Annotated in this window: 18 protein-coding genes; 12 read left to right on the top strand and 6 right to left on the bottom strand. The window is 40.1% G+C overall.

Annotation, left to right across the window (positions count from 1 at the left end):
- Positions 1–11 precede the first annotated feature (11 nt).
- Positions 12–266, bottom strand: coding sequence for a hypothetical protein (locus AC5JM2_RS03015; RefSeq protein ID WP_495833435.1), 255 nt, complete (start codon positions 264–266; stop codon positions 12–14).
- Positions 267–779: 513 nt separating this feature from the next.
- On the opposite strand from AC5JM2_RS03015, the gene AC5JM2_RS03010 reads away from it, so the two are divergent.
- The 7 genes from AC5JM2_RS03010 to AC5JM2_RS02980 all read left to right on the top strand — a co-directional run bounded on the left by AC5JM2_RS03010 (position 780) and on the right by AC5JM2_RS02980 (position 6,740).
- The gene (locus AC5JM2_RS03010) at positions 780–1,961 is read left to right on the top strand and encodes a hypothetical protein (RefSeq protein WP_495833434.1); all 1,182 of its coding nucleotides are present in this window, start codon (positions 780–782) and stop codon (positions 1,959–1,961) included.
- An 80-nt stretch (positions 1,962–2,041) separates the two neighbouring features.
- A complete protein-coding gene (locus AC5JM2_RS03005) occupies positions 2,042–3,112 on the top strand; it encodes a DNA cytosine methyltransferase (protein WP_495833433.1) in 1,071 nt (356 codons plus the stop codon).
- A gap of 220 nt (positions 3,113–3,332) precedes the next feature.
- Positions 3,333–4,004: a hypothetical protein gene (locus AC5JM2_RS03000; protein ID WP_495833432.1), complete on the top strand. Its 672-nt coding sequence runs from the start codon at positions 3,333–3,335 to the stop codon at positions 4,002–4,004.
- A 125-nt stretch (positions 4,005–4,129) separates the two neighbouring features.
- Positions 4,130–4,369 (top strand): hypothetical protein, encoded by a 240-nt coding sequence (locus AC5JM2_RS02995; RefSeq protein ID WP_495833431.1) that lies wholly within the window; start codon positions 4,130–4,132, stop codon positions 4,367–4,369.
- A 177-nt stretch (positions 4,370–4,546) separates the two neighbouring features.
- Positions 4,547–4,930 carry a hypothetical protein gene (locus AC5JM2_RS02990; RefSeq protein WP_495833430.1) on the top strand — a complete coding sequence of 128 codons (384 nt, stop codon included), beginning with the start codon at positions 4,547–4,549 and terminating at the stop codon, positions 4,928–4,930.
- Positions 4,931–5,059: 129 nt separating this feature from the next.
- Entirely contained in the window at positions 5,060–5,998 is a 939-nt protein-coding gene (locus AC5JM2_RS02985) for a tyrosine-type recombinase/integrase (RefSeq protein ID WP_495833429.1), read from the top strand.
- Positions 5,999–6,155: 157 nt separating this feature from the next.
- Positions 6,156–6,740: a hypothetical protein gene (locus tag AC5JM2_RS02980; protein ID WP_495833428.1), complete on the top strand. Its 585-nt coding sequence runs from the start codon at positions 6,156–6,158 to the stop codon at positions 6,738–6,740.
- A 423-nt stretch (positions 6,741–7,163) separates the two neighbouring features.
- On the opposite strand, the gene AC5JM2_RS02975 is transcribed toward AC5JM2_RS02980, so the two are convergent.
- The 3 genes from AC5JM2_RS02975 to AC5JM2_RS02965 are packed head-to-tail and all read right to left on the bottom strand — an operon-like array spanning position 7,164 to position 13,260.
- Entirely contained in the window at positions 7,164–7,796 is a 633-nt protein-coding gene (locus AC5JM2_RS02975) for a 4Fe-4S single cluster domain-containing protein (RefSeq protein WP_495833427.1), read from the bottom strand.
- 2 nt (positions 7,797–7,798) lie between these two features.
- Positions 7,799–11,644: a tetratricopeptide repeat protein gene (locus AC5JM2_RS02970; protein ID WP_495833426.1), complete on the bottom strand. Its 3,846-nt coding sequence runs from the start codon at positions 11,642–11,644 to the stop codon at positions 7,799–7,801.
- Positions 11,645–11,700: 56 nt separating this feature from the next.
- Positions 11,701–13,260, bottom strand: coding sequence for an Hsp70 family protein (locus tag AC5JM2_RS02965; protein ID WP_495833425.1), 1,560 nt, complete (start codon positions 13,258–13,260; stop codon positions 11,701–11,703).
- Positions 13,261–13,748: 488 nt separating this feature from the next.
- On the opposite strand from AC5JM2_RS02965, the gene AC5JM2_RS02960 reads away from it, so the two are divergent.
- The 5 genes from AC5JM2_RS02960 to AC5JM2_RS02940 all read left to right on the top strand — a co-directional run bounded on the left by AC5JM2_RS02960 (position 13,749) and on the right by AC5JM2_RS02940 (position 19,492).
- A complete protein-coding gene (locus AC5JM2_RS02960; RefSeq protein ID WP_495833424.1) occupies positions 13,749–14,672 on the top strand; it encodes a TRAFAC clade GTPase domain-containing protein in 924 nt (307 codons plus the stop codon).
- 37 nt (positions 14,673–14,709) lie between these two features.
- The gene (locus AC5JM2_RS02955; protein ID WP_495833423.1) at positions 14,710–15,846 is read left to right on the top strand and encodes a hypothetical protein; all 1,137 of its coding nucleotides are present in this window, start codon (positions 14,710–14,712) and stop codon (positions 15,844–15,846) included.
- 2 nt (positions 15,847–15,848) lie between these two features.
- Positions 15,849–16,844, top strand: coding sequence for a TRAFAC clade GTPase domain-containing protein (locus tag AC5JM2_RS02950; protein ID WP_495833422.1), 996 nt, complete (start codon positions 15,849–15,851; stop codon positions 16,842–16,844).
- Between the two features lie 181 nt (positions 16,845–17,025).
- Entirely contained in the window at positions 17,026–18,024 is a 999-nt protein-coding gene (locus AC5JM2_RS02945) for a TRAFAC clade GTPase domain-containing protein (protein ID WP_495833421.1), read from the top strand.
- On the top strand, positions 18,017–19,492 hold the full coding sequence (locus tag AC5JM2_RS02940; protein WP_495833420.1) for a hypothetical protein: 1,476 nt from the start codon (positions 18,017–18,019) through the stop codon (positions 19,490–19,492). Before AC5JM2_RS02945 ends, AC5JM2_RS02940 begins: the two co-directional genes overlap by 8 nt.
- 35 nt (positions 19,493–19,527) lie before the next feature.
- Here AC5JM2_RS02940 and AC5JM2_RS02935 read toward each other — a convergent pair whose 3' ends face one another.
- Together AC5JM2_RS02935 and AC5JM2_RS02930 are read right to left on the bottom strand one after the other, a co-directional pair.
- Positions 19,528–20,334, bottom strand: a complete 807-nt coding sequence (locus tag AC5JM2_RS02935) for a hypothetical protein (protein ID WP_495833419.1) — start codon at positions 20,332–20,334, stop codon at positions 19,528–19,530.
- A gap of 4 nt (positions 20,335–20,338) precedes the next feature.
- A complete protein-coding gene (locus AC5JM2_RS02930; RefSeq protein WP_495833418.1) occupies positions 20,339–22,882 on the bottom strand; it encodes an AAA family ATPase in 2,544 nt (847 codons plus the stop codon).
- Positions 22,883–22,890 lie beyond the last annotated feature (8 nt).

The following is a 22,890-nucleotide window of genomic DNA, read 5'->3' as shown; positions in this document are numbered from 1 at the left end:
TTGTTTTTGCCCTAGTACTTAGCTCTGGTGTCTTCCCAGTTTTGCGGGTAAGACTGCCTTCTGAGAATAATCCAATCTAGTAGAGTGCCTGGACTTATCCCAAGAGTAGAAGAAACACTTACAAGGTTGCGCTCGCTCAAACCACGCCCACGTTGCCACTCGGACCACCGAGCACCTGGAACTCCAGTCATTTTTGATAGTTGTTGTGCAGGCATTGTCAAAAACTCCTCTAAGCTAACAATGCGTACGGCTACTTGTTTGACCATATGGAAATGAGTTAATAATAAGGGAATATACCACCATGATAAGATTTGAAAAAGGTTTGAGCAAATCTTAAAACGATGAATAGCAACCCTACAAATCCATTACCAGAAAGTACGAAAAAACTTGTGCAAGCCTTGGAGGAAAAGAATGCTCCGGCACTTGCAAAAACAATTTGCTTATGCTAAGTAGCTATTTAAAAATTGCAATCACAGACAATTAATTAAAGCTTTGGAACTAAGGCAACGCCTGTTGTGAGAAGCTCATCCCTCTGTCGCCACTAGTACTCCAGCAAGGGAACTTTGAGAAGGTACATAAAAAACCACGTTGCAAGAGCGTGCCCTCTGGACATAAGCGCGGTGTCTTTATTGTCTTAGCATAAAAATAAAACTATGGGTTGCACAAATTTGCACACCCCATTATGCCTATAAAATATCTGTCACAAGATATCCCCATATTTTAAAGAAAAAATTTACTATAAAAGTATAGAGAAAAACAAAGGAGACAGGCAAAAGCTCATGAAACTAGAAGAAATATTAGATGAGTTAACCGGATGGTTCCCAGCAGAAGCACACAAAGAGAGAAAGTTGCCAGGAACTACCACGAAATGGTTTTATATCCCTCATCAATTGATTACACAACGGCTCAATGATGTTTGTGCGGGATATTGGGAGAGTAGAGTCAGGGATACGGTTATCAGTGGGGACTACACTGTGGTGTACTTGGAACTGACTATCTGTGGAGTCACCAAGACTGGGGTAGCGGATAATTTGACATTTCCAGAGTTGAATGATGAGGGGAAAAGAAAAATTATAGGTTCTCCGGTTGTCAATGCTTTTCGCGCTGCTTTTAAGGATGCGGCTGAGCAATTTGGGATAGGTGCTTATCTGGACGAACAGACGAGCGCTCGCAAAAAGTTTGTCCAGTACATGTCCAAAAAAGGGGATAACCGCGCCTATAAGTTCTACCATGACAATCAATGGAAGGAAGATACTGAACCAAGGATAGAGATTGACTTAAAGAACTCTAGACTCGTTGAAAAAACCAACTTATTGGAAGCCTTGAGTGGAGATCTAGAGTCGAATGGGAAACCCTCTGGGACAAAAATAACGGACAAGCAAGTCACAAGACTCAACACAATTGCTCATAAGGCAGGCTTTACAGAAACGGGGATCAAGAATCTAATTGCTAAGTATGGCTACACCTCAAGAAAAGATATTACTTATGTCCCAAACGATGATGAGCACAGCGACTATGCCAAGATAGTAGCTTTGCTCATCCCTGAGAACGCGCAGAAGTACAATACTCAGTACAATGACTACGAGCAAAAGCCTATAGTCATCCAAGAAACAAAGTCCCAAGCTACGTCTCAATCCCTCTATCCCAAACACAATACACTGTGTAAAAGAATACGAGCAATTACAAAACATCAAGCTTCATGGATCATTGCCCAGTGTGGTAAATGGGGTGTACAAGAACCGGGAATGCTGTCACCAGACAACTTTGATGAGTTGATAAAAGATATTGCAGTGGATGCTTACAGAAACCGTTACCCAGACAACTTTGCTCAGTGTGGTGTCCAAGAAGTTGTTAATAGCTTTTTGGGTAGGCTTAACTTTTATGAGGCTTCTGGGCGCGCTCGCTTTGAGGGCGCTATTTCCTGGTATGAGGAAGTCTGTGGGGTAAAAGTGCCTGTTTAAGGAAAACCGGAGGGATGTCACCTTCTTTGATCAGAACTTCTAGCTAGCTAGTTAATTGTTATTTTATAGGTTGTCCAAATATGCACTACCCTTCCCAGCGTCCTATCTTGCCCCCTCATGCTCCTATTTTTGTTAGTTTGTTTACAGGTGCAGGCGGTGCTGATTCTGGCGCTGCCAGTGCAGGTTTTAGACCTGTTCTTGGGGTTGAAATGAACCCCAAGGAGCCAGGGTTAAGCCAAGAGTTTTTTAAGCTACACAAAATCAACTTTTGTACTTATGGTTCAGAGATGATGCTTAGAACCGTCCAAGAGTGCGCTGTTGCTGAATTCCCTAGATTCCCGCGCAATCTCTTTCTACTTCATGCCTCCCCAGTGTGCAGTAACTTCAGCACCGCCAAAACAGAAAGAGAGGAAGAGTATAGCGACATCTCTAGCGCCTGGGCTGTTTGCGAAGCGTTACGCCTGCTTAAACCGAGGTATTTCACCTTAGAAAACGTCTGTGCTTATGACAAATCAGCCGCCTTTAAAATGATTCTGAATAGTCTTACAGACTGCGGGTATAAGTTTCATTACAAGAATGTTGATATGGTGGATTATGGAGTCGCCCAAAACCGTAAACGCTTATTCTTACTAGGAAGTCTTGATAGAGCAATGCTGTTTCCTCCTAAGCGATCGCGCAAAGGTTGGGGTGATGTCATCGACTGGGATCAGTTGATTCCTTGCGAGCTAACGGAGAATCAGCAGGCTGCATTGGATGACTATTTGCAGTACAACAGTGTCAAGGCGATCGCCATTGAGCGTTACACCATAGGCAGTAATCGGAAGCAGGCAGGTAGTAAGCGCACTTTTCATATTAGGCAAGAGTCTGAGCCTTTCTGGACTCTGACCAAATCCATGTGGAACGATGGAAAGACAAAAGGACAGATGCCAGGAGGTAGAAAGATGTGTTTAAACGTCTGGAAAGACGGGCAAGCATTCTATTTGCCTATGAGCCAAGCAAAGCTGATTGCAGGTTTTGAGGATTGGTATTACTTACCGGAAGACCAAAGCGCGATCGCAGGCGCGGCACTCGGTCTTTGTGTAGCTCCAAAGTTCTACACTCAATTGTTAGCTGCTAATTTCCCTAGTTATGCACGGAGTGTGCGTTATTAGTTCCAAGAGCGATGCTCCAGGAGCCTGCACTCCATCGCCTTGAGTGGCTTTGGTTTCCTAAATAGTACAAATATACTGATATAGAGTGGACAATAGACAAACTGCCACACTATAACCCCAACGATGATAAACATGGGTATGCCTTTTAAATATGGGGGCGAGAGAGAAACGACCACCGCCCAAACTTCCACCACTAAAAATAAACAACGGAGAATCAACAATGCTTTTCGCTTCATTCACCAACAATACATCTGCAAACATCCAAGCAACTGAGTTCCTGATTCAAGAGTTACAACGCCAGTTAGAAGAGGCACGGCAGCAGTTAACAGCGCTTCAGCAACAGCAGCAGTTAGAATTGACCGCCAAGGGTGCTGCTGAGTCTGCGTTAGAAACAGCTTCAAAGGCTTTTCGCGCTGTCCTTGCTGCCTATGGCGTTGAGGGTGTTGAGGAATTCAAGAACGCCTTGGTTGCAATTGTTGATGAAAACGCTTCAGATCCGCTTCTACTGACAGCTGCGTTAGCCTCTGGCGGCTCCCAAGGGAGCATCGCTGAAGATGAAGACCCAACTGATCCCGAAGATGATCCCACACCTCCTACTTCTCCTGATGGTCTAGACACTGAGTCTAAAGAAGAGCAAGATCCTGAACCCGTGTTAACCGTCACAGCTGTTGTTGAGCAAGAAGCCGTACCCGTCTCTGAGCAAAGGAAGGTTGAAAGATCTGTCGTCTTAGAGTTACCTACTGTCTCAGCGATTCCCAATCTTAAGAAACCTGACCTGATCAAGTACCTGCAAGCGTATGGGCTATCGACTGATGGGATCGTGAAAGAGATGAAGGCTAGGCTTGGAGCCTACGTCCTCCAACATCGGAACATCAAGAAAGAGGCGGCTTAGTTATCAAGGGTAGTGCAAATTTGCACTACCCTATAGACACCTCAATAACTGTCATCTTTTATCCCCATGTTTAAAAACTAAAACTCTACTATAGAGATATAGAGAAAAACAAAGGAGACAAAGAGATGAGCACCGCAACCGCAACTTACATTTACACCTACAACCCCTACAAATTCTGTGAAGACGATTACACCCAAGAAGAATTAGTACAAATACTCAGAGATATTTGCACAGGTGTTTGCAAGCCAGAAATTAAAACCCAAAGAATCGTCACTGACCTAGAATTCTACGGAGAAGTAAGACACGCAAGACATCAACGCTCATTGAGAATGAGCGATGCTCCAAAGGGAGCCGCCAAAGGCTAACGCATCCAAGCATTGAAAGCAAGAAAAGCTTAGAGGAAGACGGGGAGCGCTCCCCGTCATGGGTAGTACAAATTTGTACTACCCAATAGACACCTCAACAACTGCCACAATTTAAACCCATATTTAGAAGATTAATTGTACTATAGAGCTATAGAGAAAAACAAAGGAGACAAACAGATGACTACCACAGGAAGAACGATTACAGAACTCAAAAATCAGGTTTATGCGGTGTTAGGATCGGCGCTCGCCACCAAAACAGCCAAGAGTGTTAAAGCCTGGGCAGTTGCTCAAGGATTAGGAAACCTGCGCCTTAACTCCAAAGCAGGCTGGATGACAGTCCTGCAACACGCAACCAGCATCAACATGATGCAGTTTGTTCCTCCATCAATCCCCGCTAAAAAGTATGTAGCTGATGGAATGAACAATGTCTATTTAGTACTGAACCACAACAAAACACACCACCTCTACACGGTGCTTAATGCATGTGGTCAGAAACAGCTAATTAATGAACGCGCTGTCACTCAAGTCTCTGAGGCTACGGTAAGAGAGGTTCTGGGTTAGACATATTAGCAACTGCCATATTCTAAATAACTAGCATTTTGCAGTTCATGGGTTCAACGTTATGCTAAATTGAGTACAACTAAACACTACTTTTGTTGTACTCAATTCTATCAAAGAGAATAAATACCCATGACTCCTCTCGCCTTAGTCCACACCAAAGAACGTCGCCAGCTTGCTAAACTTGCCCCTGCTGATGCTCAGATGAAACTGGTTGAAATGTGGCTACATGGGAAATCTCCAAAGACAGTCGCGGCTTATCAATGGTATTGCACCAACTTTCTAGCTTTTTTAGCTAAGCCATTGCGAGAGGTAACGTTGGAGGATATGTATGATTACTCTGCCCACTTGGCAAACCTGGGACTAGCACCAAATACCCAGAAAACTTGTTTTTATGCGATTAAGTCACTCATCAGTTTCGCTCATACAGTGGGATTTATACCATTCAATGTGGGCAGTGCTATGAAGCTGAAAAAGACGGCTGATAGGCTAAATGAGCGGATTTTAACTCCAAAAGAAGTTCAAAAAATCCTCTGGGCTACCGAGGAAAGCAAATACCGATATAAAAAAGAGAAGCAACGGGATTTACTGATTTTAAAACTGTTGTATATTGCTGGTTTGCGGGTATCGGAATTGACTGGACTGGCGAGTAAGAATTTAACAGCACGAGGAGACACCGGACAGGTAACTGTACTAGGGAAAGGTGATAAAACTCGGTCGATATTGCTACCAAAGGATGTATGGGTAGAATTAATGGAATTTGTCGGTGATGCTGATGAAAATTCCCCAGTTTTTGCAAGTCGCGGTGGAGGAAAGGGAAAGGTCAAGGCAGGTGGTCATCTAGATAGAACTCAGGTTTATCGGATAGTTGAAGCTGCAACACAAAGGGCTGGAATCAAGAAAAAGGTCAGTCCACACTGGTTAAGACACGCTCATGCTTCTCATAGCTTAGAGGCGGGTGCTGATATCAAATTACTGCAACAAACATTGGGACATGATAATGTCTCCACTACAAGTAGGTACTTGAGCGTACGTCCTGATAGCAGTACGGCTCTTTATCTGTCGGTTTAGTTGACACTCTGTCAAGTAGTGGTTAAAGCTCTTTCCCCATCATCTAGTCTGCGACAATTTTCACTTTGTCCGCGAACCGACACCGCGTGAACCGACAACACGACGGTAGCACCATACGGTAAACTATCTATACGCTTGGTATATACGCGGTGTAGATATGACCAACCCAGAACGCGAATCAATTAATTTCAAACTGCCTAAAACCCTGACTAAAGCACTCCGCGCCGCCGCACGAGAACGCAACACCACCGCCACCGATTTAGTAATACTCGGCTTGCATCACGTCCTGGGGCAAGTTCCTGGTACAGTAAACAGCGTAGAAACTCGTCTACACCAACTTGAAACCCAATTTACAAGAGTCGCTCGTATAGAAGATAGTGTAGAAGATAGTGTAGAAGAGGGTGTAGAAGATGGCTTAAAACAGCGACTTTTACTATTGGAGCAACAATACGAAGCAATCGCCCAAAGGTTAGCACAAATAGAAAGGGCAATCTCCTTACTTGGACAGCGATCATATACAAACTATAGAAAACAATCTTACCAATATCACCCGCCACAGCTAGAACTTCAAGCCTATACGCAGGAAAATCTGGCGAAAAGATTGGGAGTTAATGTGACTACTTTGGAGCAAGAGCGAAATTCTAATAGCCCAAAAGATTTTGAAAGCTGGTGTAGATCCCGCGACCCAGGTTCAGTAGGGTGGCGGTTTGCTTCTGATGGACTCTTCCACCCCATCAAATGAGGAGCCAGAAGGTTCCAGAAGCGACAGTCGGTCAGGTAGTCCAAACCGATTAAGCACCCAGATAAAAGCATTTATTGTGGAGACGTTAATTTTCATAAGGGCTGCAAACCGACATAAATTGATATCACCATTGATAGCAATGATTCCCCAAACGGGGGTATAGAACAATACAGTTCAGTTAAGCCTTAAAGTCATGTAAAGTAAGCATTGTTCCCAAGAATGGAAACTGAGTGTAGTGCATCTCAAAGATTTCTCGCTAGCGCAAATTTACACTACCCATGAGACACCTCAATAAGTGCCACACTATTATCTATGATTTAGAAGAGAAAAAGACGACTATATAAGTATACGACATCGACCACCTTGAATTGCTGGCTGGCATGATATTCGAGTACTGTGGTGTGAAGAACATCACGCTTTCATTCACTCTGGTGTACGCAGTTCATGATGACCACTTAGATTTTCAATTGTTTGCTCGAAGGCTCTTTGAAAATTATGCGGGGGTATACCAACCATTAAAGCCGCGTCATTGCGTAAATGAATCTCTACATTACGTTCACGCTCAAGAAATAAATTGGCTTGCGGCAAATATCTAGAAGACAGAAAATGAATTACTTGGTTGGAGGAGCCACGCCAACCCTTGTTGTCGTTAAGCTTTTGTATATATTGCCCATCAATAAGGACATCGATGATATTTAGAACTTTATTGATATTGGAATCGCATTTTGACCGAAGTTGCTCTAAGGTAAAACCCGTAAAACAAATGATGGATATATCTCGTTCTTGTTTTAGGAGAGTGAATAGCTCAAAGAGAGCCTTTGCTTGAAGCATTGGTTCACCTCCTGAAACTGTTATACCCTCTGTATCGGGGGTAGAAAGCACCATATCTGCTAAAAGTTTCGGCTCGATTAAAGTTGCTTTCATCATGGGTATCCAATCTGGAGAAATGCAGTTTTGGCAACGAAAACAGCAACCTTGAACCCAGATCGCAAAACGTTGTCCAGGACCGAGAGTGTGTGTAGCAGGACAAATTTCTGCAATATTTAGGAGAGACATATTTAAAAGGTAACAATAGATTTTTTCTGCGCTGTCTCGTGTTGAATCCGAGCATCAGAGAGTTCTTTGTCCAGTTCAGCTAATAATTGACGAACTGTTTGTATAATTCTATCTACTTTATTCCTGTTAAGGGGTAGAAGATTTTGAGTCAGAACACAATCAGCTTGATAGTGAACATTGAGATGAAAACTAATTTCATCTGTTTCTTCTGCGTATTTGTTGAATTGTTGAATTACTGTTTGTAGTTTATCCCATTTTTGCTGATAATTTTGTCTTTGCTGTGCTAAATCATTAAGAACAACTGCTAAAGGTTCAGATAGTTTTGCATCTTCTTCCCGAGTTAATCTAATTAATTCTTGTGCAACAGTCTTTATAGTTGATTGATCTACCAAATTTTTTTGCTGATAATTCTCAATCTGCGCCTCAAACAGCTTTTGTTGCTCTTGCAATTTTTTCAGATTATCTTCAAGTTGATTATTTTGCTGTGTCAAATTTTTCAGATCATTTTCCAGTTTAGCTTTTTGCTGTTGTAAATTTTCCCTCTCTGAGAGTTTGCTTTCTACATCGGTGGATTGTTCTTTAATTTCTTGACTCTGAACTGCTGTTTCATTATTAGCTGGCTGTTCTCTTGGTAATACTTCTGATTTACTAGCACTGTACATACTAGATTCATAATTTTGAGAATTAAGTTCTTTTTTATTAGATTTACTAAGTTTTGTATGATTATCTAATTGAACTAAAGCTTTCTGAATCACAACAACTTTTTGATGTGATTCACCATATGCACTAGTATTAATTTCTAGAGCCTGACGATATAATTCTTCTGCTTCGTTAAACCTTGCTAGTGATTGATAAACATAAGCAAGATTAACCATATTATTAGCAATGCTGGGGTGTTTTTCGTTAAAAATAATCTTTCTAATATTTAATGCTTCTTCATAGAACCCAGCAGCTTCTTGATAAAACTTTTGTTCTGTTAGATATTTTGCTAATTTATTCAGAATATTAACGATATTTGGATGTTCTTTACCAAGTAGTCGTCGGCTTACTTCCAATAACCTTTTGTATAAAGCAACTACCTCATCATCACGACGTTGAAACTCATAAACCTCTATCAGTCTCATCAATCCCTCTGAAAAATCAGGATTAATTGACTTGTCTTGATCATATATACCAATTGCCTGAGCATACATGTTTTCCGCCTCATCTTCGCGACCAAGAGAACGGTTTAACTCTGCAATCTGCAGCATATATTCACAAACATTTGGGTTATCTTCCCCAAATACCTGCTTTGCCACTGCTAATGACCTTTGATATAAAGGTTCTGCATCTGCTTGACGATTTTGGCTAACTAAAAAACCAGCGAAAACAGACAATTTTTCACCTAATTTGGGATGGTTATCTCCTAGGGTTTGTGTAAACACATTAATAGCTTCTCTGTATAGATTCTCAGTGTTTTTGTAATTTTTTTGAAAATAACTAACATTGGCAAGGACACACAGCAATTCACCATACCTCGGGTGATTTATACCAAGTACAGATTTGTACATTTTTTGTGCTTTCGTCAGGTTTGACTTGGCTTTATCAGTAAATCCTTGTTCCAGATAATTTACCGCCAAACGCAATAAAGATTCTGCAACATCTGTATGTTCTTGTCCATAAATCCGTTCTTGGATTTCTAATGCTTCTCTATAAAATATTTCTGCATCTTCATGACGATCTTGTGCAGTGTAAATTGAACCAAGATTCATGAGGTTGATAGCATGAGTAGGATGTCCAGTATTATCTTTAGATTTGTTAATATCAATAGCTTTTAGGCAAAATTCTTCGGCTTTTTGATGTCGCCCTTGAATAAGATATACTTCTGCTAAATTACTCAAACATATGGCATATATGGGATGGTCATTTCCAAAAACATTCTCTACAATGTTTTTAGCATTTTCACAAAAAGTTTCAGCAGCATCAGTTAAACCTTCTTCCAGATAAAGAGTAGAAAACTTGATAAAAACATCAACAATAATCACAGGATTTTTCTGTAAGTATTCTTCAATTTCTTCAGATTCATCAGATTCAACATCTCCTAATTCAAATAGTCTTTGATAAAGTTTCTCAGCCTCCTTATATTGTCCTCGAATTCGACAGACATCAGCTAAAGCACTTAAACTTGGAATCAGATCGAGTTTCAAATTGGGAGTGAGGTTACGGTCTTGTTTAGCAACTATTCCCTCCATAATTATCAAGGCTTCTCTGCAATTATTCTCTGCGCTTTCAAAATGACCTTGAGTAGCTAATAGCCTTCCTAAATCACTCAATACTAGAGCTTTAAAAACAGCTTTGGTATCTTCTTCGTTAAAGGCATTTTTTATGTGTTGCAGTAGTTCTATCAGGTATTTTTCCGCTTTGTTGAAGTTTCCCTGTCGTGAATATACCTGAGTTAGTAGATATTGAATAACAAAATAGCGCTCGTCTTCTTTGCTAAAACGAGATTCTATTTCTAATTTATATTTTTCACCCCATCCTACGGCTTGAATATAAATTCCTAAATAAATATAAATACCCAGCAGCCACCTATAAGATACGAACAGTTCCCCATAGTCCATTAGATGAGAGAAGGTTTTTGCTATTTCTTCAATGTGTGCCACAATTAGGATAATTGGAGTAGTTTCTATTGCATCAGGAACTTCTTCATTAAGCAGTAGAGCTACTAAATTCACCATCTCATGGTAGAAGCTTTCTTTTATAGCATTTGCACTATCAAGTTCATCAAGCTTGTGTTGTATGAATTCACGGACAAGATGGTGAAATTTATATAAGCCAGTTTCTTGACGTTGCAGGAGACTAAATTTGAGCAGCCAGTCATCTCTCAGTTCTTCTATATTGTCAGGTTTTTGATCGAACTGTAAATGTTCAACTATCAACCAAGGAATAGGGGCAAGAGCAAATAAACTCAGGAAATAACTGAGATGCTTTGCATCATCGCTCAAGTCGTTCCAACTCAGATCAAAAGCAGTACTAATAGGACTAATAGCTTTTTGAGCAAGCTTTTCTTCTTTCAATCGTTCAAGCATTGCTGACAAAGATAAATCCTGTTTCCGAGCTAAATAACGACCTACCAACTCCAAACCTAGGGGTAAATAATCGAGCCATTGACAAAGTTCCCGTGCATAATCAATTTCTTCATTAATGCGGTTATCGCCGTCTCTAAGACTTGATCTCAGCAGATCCAAAGCAAAAGGCTCATTCAAAACAGGAATCTCTGAACATTTAATACCAGTACCAGGCGGAGCATAGGTTAAGCGTGTTGTAATCAATACCTTAAAACGGGATTTTGAAGGTAAGTATTCCCAGATTTTGTCAAAATTGTTTACGTCATCGCAAACAATTAAAACTTCTCCTTCACGCCAACGTGACCAACAAAATTCCAACTGATTTTGGATATTTAAGTCTTGTGGAGGGATTATACCAAGAAACGAATGAGCAAAGGACAAAATACTTTTTGCTATATCTGTGTCTCTAGCAAAGAGCCAGCAAATACCACCTTCATAGCTTCTTTTGTATGTTAATGCATATTGAATAACTAGCTCTGTTTTGCCAACACCACCATTACCATAGAGGGCAATTGGAACATCAAACTGCATGAGTTGCTCATGAATAAATTTAAGTTCATCCTCACGACCGATAAACTTTGTAGCGTTACTGAGGGGAACGTTAATGGGAAAATCCGTAGGCTGTGAAGTTGTAGCAGATTGCCCAAAAAAATAGGTCTGACTACCAATATTTGTCGTACCCCCCTGACTCACGAAGCCTGCTTTTTGTGCAGAGCTAGTAAAATTTTCATTGCTGGACATAATTTAGCTTCCTTAATTGCTTGTATCTTCATTTGACAATAAACAAAGCTTTACTTTTATTGTGGTACAATAATATCTGCAAGAATTCCCAACTCGTATTCTAAGCTTTGCTTATCTTTACACTCTTCAATCACTAAATACAATATATTTGAATGGCTGACTCGCATTCCTACTCGCCAGTGATTTTCGCAAGAATAGTTTGGTAATTGGATACCATTTAGCTTCATTTCCTTGAAAATACATTTTTGTAAGTGGACATCTACCCATACAGTTATAGTTGATAAATGTCCTGTAAATGCTGTTAGTAAAGGCTTCTCAATAAATTTGGGGTTTAGTAAGTCATCTAAATTTGTGCCACTTCGTATAATCGGAATCAACTGTTGTTCTCTTTCAGCATTAGCATTCAAACTTTCCCCGACAATACCAAGTGTATATGCACATCTTTCAACTGGGTCAATTAAGCTGTTAGCTATTATGCACGCACCGTGAGAGATTGCAAAAGAACTGTAAGCATTGTTGAAGCTAGGATCAAAACGTGGATCGTTTTTTTGAATGTCAAGAGCTTGCAGGATAGCATTTTGAGTCAGGATAAATTGGTAGAAACCGCCTATTATAAACAGAAAATCAAACGATTGTTGATGGGATTGCATCCAGATGTGCAAACGTTGGATAATCTCCTGAATTCCTTTTCTGATAGGTGCAAATGCTTCACTGATGTGTCGGCATTTGACTGCATAACCACCACCAAAGCAATAGAGGTTGTATTCTGCCATTGCCTCTGGCATTTTCAAATATGTAATCAGTTTGCTAGTACTTTCTTGATGAAAGCCAATTTTTTTTAGTCCAAAATCTTTCAGCAAACGAATGAATTCAGGGTTTTCCTTAGCTAAAGGATATCCATGTTTTTGAGTATATGCAAATTGCACACATCGACGATCAAAGGCAAAACCCGCATCTTCCTGTGAGTCTGAATAGAGAACCTTAACTTTGTTTGTTGTACTGATGGAACACAAACTCAGATTAAAACTATTACTCCCCATGTTGCAAATCAATAGGTTGCCATGCGTTTCTAGGTTTTGGCGTTGCTTTTCCCAAATCCAGTATGCAGTAGCAGCAATAGACTCGCTAATGAATTGAAAATTCTTTTCTTCTATGCCCAGCTCATTCACAATCAGATGGTCTAAGCATACTCTTTCTTGACTGGCAATATCTCTGTAATAACTTTCTGGTATAGATATAACTAAGCTTTCAATATTACCTTTTTGCTGAGTAAAACTAGAACTCTTAACTACTTTGGAAAACAATAACTCACGTAAAAAATCTGCTGTGACACTGGCACGATGGCGCTGATCTCTATCACGATTCAAATACTCTAAGGCATGAAAAAGTAGTTGCTTCTGAAAGCGCCCATAGCCCTTTATATTCGAGTTTTGTATTATTTTACTACGAGCTGCATCACCAATTACTATGCCATCACCATCATATACAATCAAGGATGGGATGTGTTTTTGTCTATTTTGAGACTCGTACTCAAAGGTATGTAACTTACCGTTCTCAAGGTACGAAACTACTGAGTTAGCTGTACCAAAGTCAAATCCAACTTTATGTGAGGACATAAAAGTTAATTTATAAAAGTAAACATTAAGCTGCTTTCTGTGTGTGCTCCTCTGTCGCTAACGCACTAGCGATGGCATAACCCGCCTTAAAAATTTAAGATTTACTTTATAAATAAGGTCTAGCCATCGTATTTGAATATTGCCATGATAATAGTGAGTAAGAAATCAGGAGATTTTTTATTCTTATCTTAACTCAATTTTAGGACTTACACACTGTACAAAAAGACCGGATTAGGCATAACGTGCGCGTACGTAAAGGAAGCATTGTCTGTATCTGCGGCTCAAAAGCACTGCGGCTGCGAAATGTTTCAGCTATCTACAATCGACGTTCCATCTTATTAAGTGCATAAGTTGATTTCACTTACACCTACTTACTAAGTAGATGGGCGCTAAAAAACACAACTATATTAAGAAATGTAAATTGTTTAAAAGCCTATTTTTAAAGCATTGATGGCGCTTTACATAAATTAATATAGTTTTGTTTAATCATGCCTACTTACTTAAAAGCAAACTTACAGCCTAAAAATATGAGAATTGTGGAGATTGGTCATGAAGGGGTTGGCAAAACAACGTTCATGGCATCTATGTACGGCACTTTACAAAAAGGCATTGAAGGATTCAGTTTGCGGGCAACTCATCTCAATGATCACAATAGGCTAATAAAACTTTTTAAAAAGATTAAACAGAATAAGTATCCTGCCCCTACAGACCAAAGGCATGAGTATCAATTTTACTTACAGTATCAAGGTAAAGATATTTTCCCCTTTACATGGGCTGACTATCGGGGGGGAGCTATCCGAGAAACTCAAGATAGCGAACAGGCTAGATTGTTACAAAAAGATTTACAGCAGGCAGATGGTGTTTTGATTTTTTGTGATTGTCAGGCTCTTGTACAAAAAGATGCACGCCGAAATCAAATTGGTAGGATGGCTGCACTGATTACAAATGCGTTGAGAAATATAGAGCGTCCGATTGGACTGGCGATTGTTCTAACTAAAGCAGATTTAGTCGATGAACTAAGTGAGGATGATCTCAAACCCTTTGAGGGATTAGCGAAAGCTATAAAGGTCAGTGAGCATATCACAAGTATGATGATTCCGATCACCTGCGGTCCAGAACCGATGAATGTTCAAATACCTCTACTATTTGTACTCTATATTGGAGTCTATCTTCAAGCAAATTATCTTGCAAAAGAAATTAATGAACATCAGCAGATGGCAGAATATTATGAAAAACAAACTTATGGTTTTGGTGGTTTTGTACAGGAATTATGGGATATTTTCCAAGGCAATACAACTTACAGGGAAATGTCTCAGGAGAGTCTAGAAAAAGCGATCGCAAAGTACAATGAATTAGAACCTCTGATTGAACCTGTGGAAGCATTGCAGACGTATCTTTCATTTAACGAGTAACAGGACTAGATGGAAAATAAAATAAGGAGATAAACAAATGTCTCGTTGGGCAGCGATTGTCTATGGTCGAACTTATGAAGTTGATTTTCGCCTCTTAGCTCTTCCTCATGACTTTAGTAGGGCAGAACAGGATTGGATGATGGCTCATATCCAAACGATGACTCGTCTTCCAGAAGACTTACCAGGCAAACCGCGATGGGCAGTTTTCAACAATGACAAGCTTTGTGTAGTTGGGGTAGCCTGCATGGCGCGTGACCTTGGTAGTCAAGTCAATACCAACGATGAAGAAGATATAACACGAGACCAAAGAGGGCGTCCACTTTACACCTTTGTGGGGTATTGCACGAGACTCGAAGGTCAAGACGTAGTTAAAATACCTGACTATTTTAGTCAAAATTTAAGCTTATTTAGCCGTCCCTACCATCAATACGTATTCGCAAATTGGCGAGTCAAGTCATATGATAGCAGAAGTAGTGTCGCTATTTCTACAAACTACCAAGATTGTCTCCCAATTGTTGAAATTCCTGCTGACTTAAATAGAACAGAATTTAGCTTGAATGTAGCAGAAGATGATGCAGTTTACCTATGGTGTGATCGGGAAGAAGAAAGGCATTATCTATGGACTGCTGCAGCTGATCAGATTCGCGCAGGTAACAATGTTTCCTTGTGTTTGGGTCTGGCATTGCGGAACAATGCTATTAATGGAGTTTTCCTCAACGCCACAGCTGCTGATGTCACAGCAAAGGAAAAGATAATTAGGATACAGGAAAGAACTCCTGTTCCTTTGCCAGACTCTGCTTCTAAATTAAGTGAACCCACACCGAACCTACAAAATTCTGGTAGTGGAAAGCATAAAATAGTTTTCATATTGCTACAAGTGAGTGCTGGAATAATTGGAGCGATTGGCGGATTTTTAGTAGCTAAAATACTAAAATTGGGAACTGCTAAAGTTGCGGTCTATACTTTTGTCGGAGGGGTCATTGCTTGGATTCTACTGCTTCTTGCTTTTGCAGTGAATCTTCTGGTTAAAAATAATTCCTCTGTCAGACCTAGATTTCATCAAAATGATCGTGACTCAAGCGTTTCATCCTCCAACCAGAATAGAATGCTTGGTTTCAGAGATAAAACCGAGCAGGATAGCGCAGAAGAAGATGATTTTATGGAATGGAGATAAGTATGCGAATCATCATGCTCGGTCACACAGGAGTCGGCAAAACTACTTATATGGCATCGCTCTACGGGAGTATGCAACAAAGCATAGAAGGATTTAAACTAAAGGCAGCTGAGCCAGAAGACCACAAACGATGGATGGAAATGGCTGAGCAAATTCAGCAGGGTAAATATCCGGCATTGACAGACCAAAGACAAGAATATAATTTTTATTTGCGCTACCAAGGAAAGAATATCTTGAAGTTTGCTTGGGCTGACTACCGGGGTGGAGCAATTCGGGAAACTCAAGAAAGTGAGCAAGCAAAAGCTTTGCTTCAAGACTTGAAAACAGCAGATGGCATCATGCTGTTTTGCGATTGCAATGCTCTCGCCCAAGGTGACACGCGCAGCAATCAAATCGGTAGGATGACAACACTTGCTAGTCAAGCATTGCGAGAGTTAGATCGTCCAATGTCTTTGGCCATTGTCCTTACCAAGACTGACTTAGTGATAGATTTTCAGGTGGACTTGCTGCAAAGTCTGAATGGTTTGATTACAGCTATCGATGCCAGTGAGTTTGTATTGGGTGCATTGCTTCCCATAGCCTGCGGCACACAATTACATAATGTGCCAATGCCTTTGCTATTTATTCTTCACGCCGCTGTTGTATTTCAAGCAACAACGACTTATGCAGCGGCTGAATCCCATGAAGAACGTGCCAAATCTTACGAAACACAAAGTCGAGGGTTTGGAGGAATGGCAGATTGGGTTATTTCCAAAATCAGTAACCAAGAAACTTATCGAGAAATGGCAGCAAAGGAGAAGAAACAAGCAGTGGAGAAGCAGCAGGAATTTGAGGAAATTATCGAACCAGCAATGTCGTTATATAACTATGTCCAGAAGTTACCCCTGATTAAACCTGATCTTGCCTTAAATGACTATGTTAGACTGCTTTCAGAAATTAAAGGTGGGGTTATCGATAATTCTGTGAGCAATCTAGATCCTTTTTCGATTTTCAATTAATAACCGCACTAATAATGTAAGTTGCTAGTTAATGTCCTTAAACGGTATGATTGGGATACAAAAAGTCCATTTGAAAGTACTGTTAAATACCAAACAAATAAATTTTGTATTGAAATTAAGGTGCTCTTTGAGAACTAGGAACTTAAGTTAATAATTCAACATAACGATAGAGGAGATATTTATGGCAGCCGAAGCTAAGATCACAATGCTAGGTGTCTCTGGAGCGGGAAAAACCTGCTACATGCTGGGACTATACGCAACCATGCAGTTGGGTTTACAGGGGTTCACCTTAACAACCACTGATATGGATGAGGACTTGAGATTGACTAGCTTATGGGAGAGAATGGTAGATGATGAAGGAGAAGATCGGTGGCCTCCACCAACAAGCAACGAGCCATATCAATACGATTTTGACTTCAGTTATGGCATGAGACAACTGATTAGCTTCGATTGGTTAGATTACCGAGGTGGAGCTATGCAAAGTACTTCTACACAAGAAGACGTTGAAATACTCATCAACCGTCTCCGAGAATCGAGTTGTTTATTTTTATGTGTTTCTGGGGAATATTTACAAGAAGAAACAAGTAGTGACATGCAACTGATGTCAATAGCCAGAAAGGCAGGAATTAACAGAATGAACCTTTTCCTGGCAGATTTGACAAAAAATCTGAAGGATAGCCAAAGACCTTTTCCTATTGTAATTGTCATTACTAAGTACGACAAATGCTACGAACGTGCAAAAGATAGAGTATCAAGAGACAAGTTATTTGACAACATAAAAAAAATGTTTAACACATTATTTCTGCCCAGTAAAGATTGGCTGGTCATGCTCTGTCCAGTTAGTTTAGGTAAAGAGTTAGGAACAGATAGTTTAACAGGAAAAATAGATCCTAAAAATTTACACTTACCTTTAGTCTTTGCACTGTATGCAAAGCTTCGTGAATATGCAATAACTGAACAAGCTAGGGTTAATGAAACAAAAATCAGATTAGATACACTAAGAAGTGGAAGCTGGTTTCAAAGATTATTTGCTGGCGATGATGAACGTGCTACTGAGTCGTCTCTAGAAAATTATCAAAATCAACTGCAAGATATTCAGAGAAGAATGGCTTTATTGGCTCAAGAATTAATAAATGCGCAAATATTCCTTGGCGGGAAGGAGCAACAACTCGATGTCTGAAGAAACCTCCGATATTATTTTCGATACACCAACGCTTGTATCAAAATGGGCACCCATTATCTATGGGCGAACCTATGCAGTAGATTTCCGTTTTCTTGTTATTCCTCATAACTTTGATGACCAACTCAAAAATTGGTTATGGGAATATATTAAAGTGACAACTCGTGCAGCGGAAAATCTGCCAGAAAACCCACGCTGGATATTTATAAGGAGTAAAAAACGTTGCGTGGTTGGTGTAACTTGTATGGTCAGGGATTTAATAGGTTCCCAAGCGGACAATACTCTAGAGGATTTAACAAGAGATAAAGTTGGGCGACCATTGTATGCTTTTGTGGGTTATGTTTCACAAGACCCTATGATTACTACTGTCCCAGCTATGAATTTGGAACTATTTGTCGAGCCTTATAAGCAGTTTGTCCCCCAAAAATGGCAAGAAGTTTATGCTGACCTAGGTAGGAATCAAACAGCTCCGCAAGAACTGAAATCAGAGTATGACATAGAATTTAGTCCAGAGAAATTTGCAAATAAAGGCTTAAAAGAAGAGCAAATTTCAATTGAACAGTTATTACCCAACAGACAAGGACAAGAGGTATCGCCAATTATTTTGTGGAATATAGCTAATGCTAGCAATATATGGTTTACTGCTGCAAACAATCATCAGTTTTTATCAATTGCTTTGGGAAATTTGAGCAAGCGAGACTTAATTGATTCTCGTTTTCTGAATGCTGTAATCAATGAAGTAGAAGGTCGAACAGAAGAGACAAGAGTACAAAGTGTATCACCGCAACAACTTAACCCTCAAATTGATCGTTCACCATATACACAATCTTCCCCTCAATATGGAAACACACAGGTTCATCCATCTGGTGAGTTTGGCCAATCGGACATTAACTCTCAACAGGTGAGAGATGATACCGATCAATGGCCGAATTGGGAACTTGATATAATGGTTAATGCTTCTAAACCAACTCGAAAATTTCTTAAGGAGAAAATTGGAGAAAGGGCAACAAACACAGTGGATTTATTCATGCGTAACACATGGGGACTGGCAGTTGAATTAATGTATGGAAAAGAAACTGTTGAGAAAATCTACGAGCAAATAGTAGATTTAGATAGAAATGAATATGAAATAAAATTAAGGGAAATAATACATAGAATTCAAGATACAATAAAAAAACTAAGAAAAAAAAGAAAAGACCTCATGACAGAAGGTAAAGAAACTGAAGCGCATGAAATAACAAGAAGCATCAAACATTTACAAAATAATATAGCAGACTTAAAACAGGAGCTTGCTAACATTGAGCCTTACTTTTCTCGAAGAACTGACCAATCAACTCGGCTAAGGCAAACCGAACATAGAAACCCAAATTTCGGCTTTAAGGAAAAAGAAATTACGGAAAACAAACAGATTGATAACGAAACTAATACTAAAAATTCATTGCAAGCAAAAGATCCCTGGGAATTGTAAGCTAATAATTTTACCAGTTTCTTTGATTTTGCGGGTTATAAATTCCACAGATTATTGTCATTTGAACTGGAGCTTGATATTCTTTCACGGAGGCGTTTTAGCTCGTCATTAACTTTCTTTAGTTCTGCTTGTACCTTTTGTAGCTGTTCTTGTAGGTGATTACGTTCTTGTTCAACGTTGAGCAATCTTAGCTTAATTTCAGAAAGTTGAATTTGGGCGCTATTCACCTGATTTTGTAATTCTGATTTTTCTGTTTCTAATTTTTTGATATAATCTTGAAGATGCTTTTGTTGTTGTTTTGATGATTCTATAGTAGCTTGAAGCTGCGATCGCTTTCGCTCGTATGTTTCAATTTTCTGTAGTAGACGCTCGTTTTCTTGAGTAACTTGTGCAACCTGATTTTGCAGATGCGATCGCTCTTGCTCAATTTTTGTTTTCTCCTTAGTGATAGTCTCTGTTTGCGATTGGAGTTGCGATCGCTCCTGTTCAAGTAGTTGAAACTTTGTACTTAAATCGTTTTTCTCGTGATTTAGGGATTCTATTTGTAATTGTAGATGTGATCGCTCTTGTGCAAATTGTGATTGGATCTGGTGTATAACTTTCTCTAACCTTGTTTTTTCTTGTTGCAATTGTGTAATTTCTGCGGCTGATAGAGCTGGTAACTGTTGGTGCTTCACCCAAATTTCTCTTGCCCAGTTTAACTTTACCTTTTCTTTAGATATGTAGGCATCAGGTAGCTGCCCCACAAATGTCAACGGATAGGGCGTTAAATCCCAGCAACAAATTTGGCAAGTTACCTCACCTTCTGTATATTCAGAATTGCAAACAGGACAATTTTTCATACATTTAGGTCAAACTAGGAATGTCATCAATTACAAAGGTGGACATTGCTTCTCCCCTTAAATTCTCACGTACTGTTCTTATATCTAGTTTCCGAGACATTTTGTCGTAAAAATTTCGCACTTCTCGCGCATTGCCAAAGCGTCTGGAGCGAGCATTAGACATTCTATGAAAAGTCTCCCTCAACCTATTCACTACGTTCTCTGGACAATTTCTCTGATCTTCAGCGCAAATTCTCAAGAAAATCCGCAAAAGTTCTTCACGGTTGTAGTCAGGAAATTCTATTCTGTCCGCAATTCGTGAAGCAATCCCATAATTAGTGTTGAGAAAGTTCTCCATTTCTAGAGTATAGCCTGCAAGAATCACCACTAAACGATGGCGTTGATTTTCCATTATCGGTACTAGAGTATCAATCGCTTCCAGTCCAAAATCCGATCCAGCTAAGGAATATGCCTCATCGATAAACAGAACGCCATCTAAAGCAGATTCAACCATTTTTCTGGTTTTGGGTGCGGTTTGTCCCACATATTCTGCAACCAGATCGGCGTATTTTGCTTCCACAAAGTGTCCTCTTCTTAGTAACCCTAAAGCTTTAAATATTTCGCCAACTATCAGCGCCACAGTTGTTTTACCTGTCCCCGGATTACCGAGAAACAGCATGTGCCTAGTTTCGACAGTATTACTTGCACTTATGCCTTCTGCTTTGCGAAGTTGCTTGGCTTTTTCGGTGTAAACTAGCTCAGAGATTCTTTGCTTCACATTTTGTAAGCCAATCATGTTATTCAGCTTTTGTAAGAGTTGTTCAAGATAATCTTTATCTTTGACTCCTTGTTTGCTGATTTCTCGCTCTTCGGGTGGTAAATCCTCTAATTGAAAGGGTTCGCGGAATACATCTAAATTTTGTTGTAAAATCCTTTGCGCTCGCCTGGGATACATTGCTTTAAACAGGTTCTCCACAAGTCCAGCGTTGCCAAACTGGGCATCCCGTTCCTCATAGAGTCGGGTAAATAAATTTATAAGTGCTGTTTCTAGCTGATGCGCGATGACTTTTTGTACCTTGGAGACTTTCTGGCGAAAAATTGCCATCAGTTCTTCTGGTTGATAGTCTTCAAACAGGACTTCCATGGGAAAACGTCGCTTTAGTCCTGGGTTAGAGTTGATAAACTCGTTTATATTGTCAGGATAACCTGCAATAATTACAGCTAAACGCTTCTTGTCATCCTCCATTCGCTTGAGTAACGTGTTGATGGCTTCTAAACCAAAATCATCGTTTTCTCCTTGGTTAAGGTTATAAGCTTCGTCGATGAAGAGAACCCCATCTAGAGCACTGTCGATCACACTATCTGTCTTCATCGCCGTTTGCCCTACGTACCCAGCCACCAAATCTTGACGCGCCACTTCCACAACGTGTCCCTGTTGTAGTAGCCCTAAATCTCGATAAATTTCGCCAATAAGTCTAGCAATTGTAGTTTTACCTGTTCCAGGATTACCCTTAAACACTAGATGCAAACGAGGTGGCTCTGTCTCCAGATCTTGCTGCTGACATATTTTCTCAATTTTCAACACGTCTGCTTTTTGTCTGACCACTGCTTTTACCGACTGCAACCCAATCATTCTCTGGAGACGCTCTAAAGCAGGTTCGGTAGAGACATTGCCTGAAAGCCATTTCTGTTTTCTCGCTTCTACTAAAGAAATTTCCTGAGCTTCATCAAAGCGAGCGTACCAGTTATTCAAGGTGTAATTTTCTGCGGACATCCATTGCGACAGACGTTGAATCGTTCCCCAGTCAACAGGCTTAGACTTCTTTTGATCGAGACGAAAATAATGGATTAAATGCTCAATCTCATCGGCTCTGGGCGCACCTAAACGGCAAATATTTAATGATTGCCCTACTTGTTCTCGATGCAGTAGGAAGTTATGAAGGTAAGTAAAACGATAATTGCGACAAAATTCTGCCAGAACGTTGCGATTATCGTACTGAAATACAAAAATACAACGATTACGATTGTTAGGTGGCAGACGTGACCATTCAATAATGCGTCCGAATAATTCCTGTTGATTAGTAAAGTAGGCTAGACCTTCAGCATCAGTAAACACGATCGCCGAGAGTTGCCCCCTGTCTTCCATTGCTGTATGAAAATGGGGAATTACCGTAATATCCTTCATCAGCGACGGGGCGGAAGCAGAAACAGTAGGGGTAGGAGAAGTCACAGGTTCAGATCTATTTGACAATAGTCTTTTTCTCGGTCCCAACGGTCCTGGTGTGACGATCATTTCATTGCTTGTCGCTGGTAATACCTTGGTAGAAGCGCGACGAGGTAGAGAGCGATCACGAGATTCGCCATCTAGAAAATAAAGTTTGCGATGCTGATTAAAGAAGAGGATACGCTGATATCCCTGAGACTTGAGATATCGATGTAACACCCATTCAATATCACGCAGCAGCAAATCTGGTGTACAAAATTGGTCGCTGGTGTTTGCGCCATAAAAAATGATGAAGCGATCGCCTGCTGCTAAGTTCAATCCTGCCGTAACTCTCTCGACAGTCATAATCTATA

This window comes from Brasilonema angustatum (assembly GCF_059505445.1).
This window is presented reverse-complemented; position numbering and strand designations above follow the sequence as displayed.

What these genes read in the sequence shown, in the direction of transcription:
- AC5JM2_RS02930 (WP_495833418.1), bottom strand. Translation starts at nt 22,882, where the DNA reads ATGACTGTCGAGAGAGTTACGGCAGGATTGAACTTAGCAGCAGGCGAT.
- AC5JM2_RS02960 (WP_495833424.1), top strand. Translation starts at nt 13,749, where the DNA reads ATGCCTACTTACTTAAAAGCAAACTTACAGCCTAAAAATATGAGAATT.
- AC5JM2_RS02935 (WP_495833419.1), bottom strand. Translation starts at nt 20,334, where the DNA reads ATGAAAAATTGTCCTGTTTGCAATTCTGAATATACAGAAGGTGAGGTA.
- AC5JM2_RS03010 (WP_495833434.1), top strand. Translation starts at nt 780, where the DNA reads ATGAAACTAGAAGAAATATTAGATGAGTTAACCGGATGGTTCCCAGCA.
- AC5JM2_RS02985 (WP_495833429.1), top strand. Translation starts at nt 5,060, where the DNA reads ATGACTCCTCTCGCCTTAGTCCACACCAAAGAACGTCGCCAGCTTGCT.
- AC5JM2_RS02955 (WP_495833423.1), top strand. Translation starts at nt 14,710, where the DNA reads ATGTCTCGTTGGGCAGCGATTGTCTATGGTCGAACTTATGAAGTTGAT.
- AC5JM2_RS02950 (WP_495833422.1), top strand. Translation starts at nt 15,849, where the DNA reads ATGCGAATCATCATGCTCGGTCACACAGGAGTCGGCAAAACTACTTAT.
- AC5JM2_RS02945 (WP_495833421.1), top strand. Translation starts at nt 17,026, where the DNA reads ATGGCAGCCGAAGCTAAGATCACAATGCTAGGTGTCTCTGGAGCGGGA.
- AC5JM2_RS03015 (WP_495833435.1), bottom strand. Translation starts at nt 266, where the DNA reads ATGGTCAAACAAGTAGCCGTACGCATTGTTAGCTTAGAGGAGTTTTTG.
- AC5JM2_RS02970 (WP_495833426.1), bottom strand. Translation starts at nt 11,644, where the DNA reads ATGTCCAGCAATGAAAATTTTACTAGCTCTGCACAAAAAGCAGGCTTC.
- AC5JM2_RS02965 (WP_495833425.1), bottom strand. Translation starts at nt 13,260, where the DNA reads ATGTCCTCACATAAAGTTGGATTTGACTTTGGTACAGCTAACTCAGTA.
- AC5JM2_RS02995 (WP_495833431.1), top strand. Translation starts at nt 4,130, where the DNA reads ATGAGCACCGCAACCGCAACTTACATTTACACCTACAACCCCTACAAA.
- AC5JM2_RS03005 (WP_495833433.1), top strand. Translation starts at nt 2,042, where the DNA reads ATGCACTACCCTTCCCAGCGTCCTATCTTGCCCCCTCATGCTCCTATT.
- AC5JM2_RS03000 (WP_495833432.1), top strand. Translation starts at nt 3,333, where the DNA reads ATGCTTTTCGCTTCATTCACCAACAATACATCTGCAAACATCCAAGCA.
- AC5JM2_RS02990 (WP_495833430.1), top strand. Translation starts at nt 4,547, where the DNA reads ATGACTACCACAGGAAGAACGATTACAGAACTCAAAAATCAGGTTTAT.
- AC5JM2_RS02980 (WP_495833428.1), top strand. Translation starts at nt 6,156, where the DNA reads ATGACCAACCCAGAACGCGAATCAATTAATTTCAAACTGCCTAAAACC.
- AC5JM2_RS02940 (WP_495833420.1), top strand. Translation starts at nt 18,017, where the DNA reads ATGTCTGAAGAAACCTCCGATATTATTTTCGATACACCAACGCTTGTA.
- AC5JM2_RS02975 (WP_495833427.1), bottom strand. Translation starts at nt 7,796, where the DNA reads ATGTCTCTCCTAAATATTGCAGAAATTTGTCCTGCTACACACACTCTC.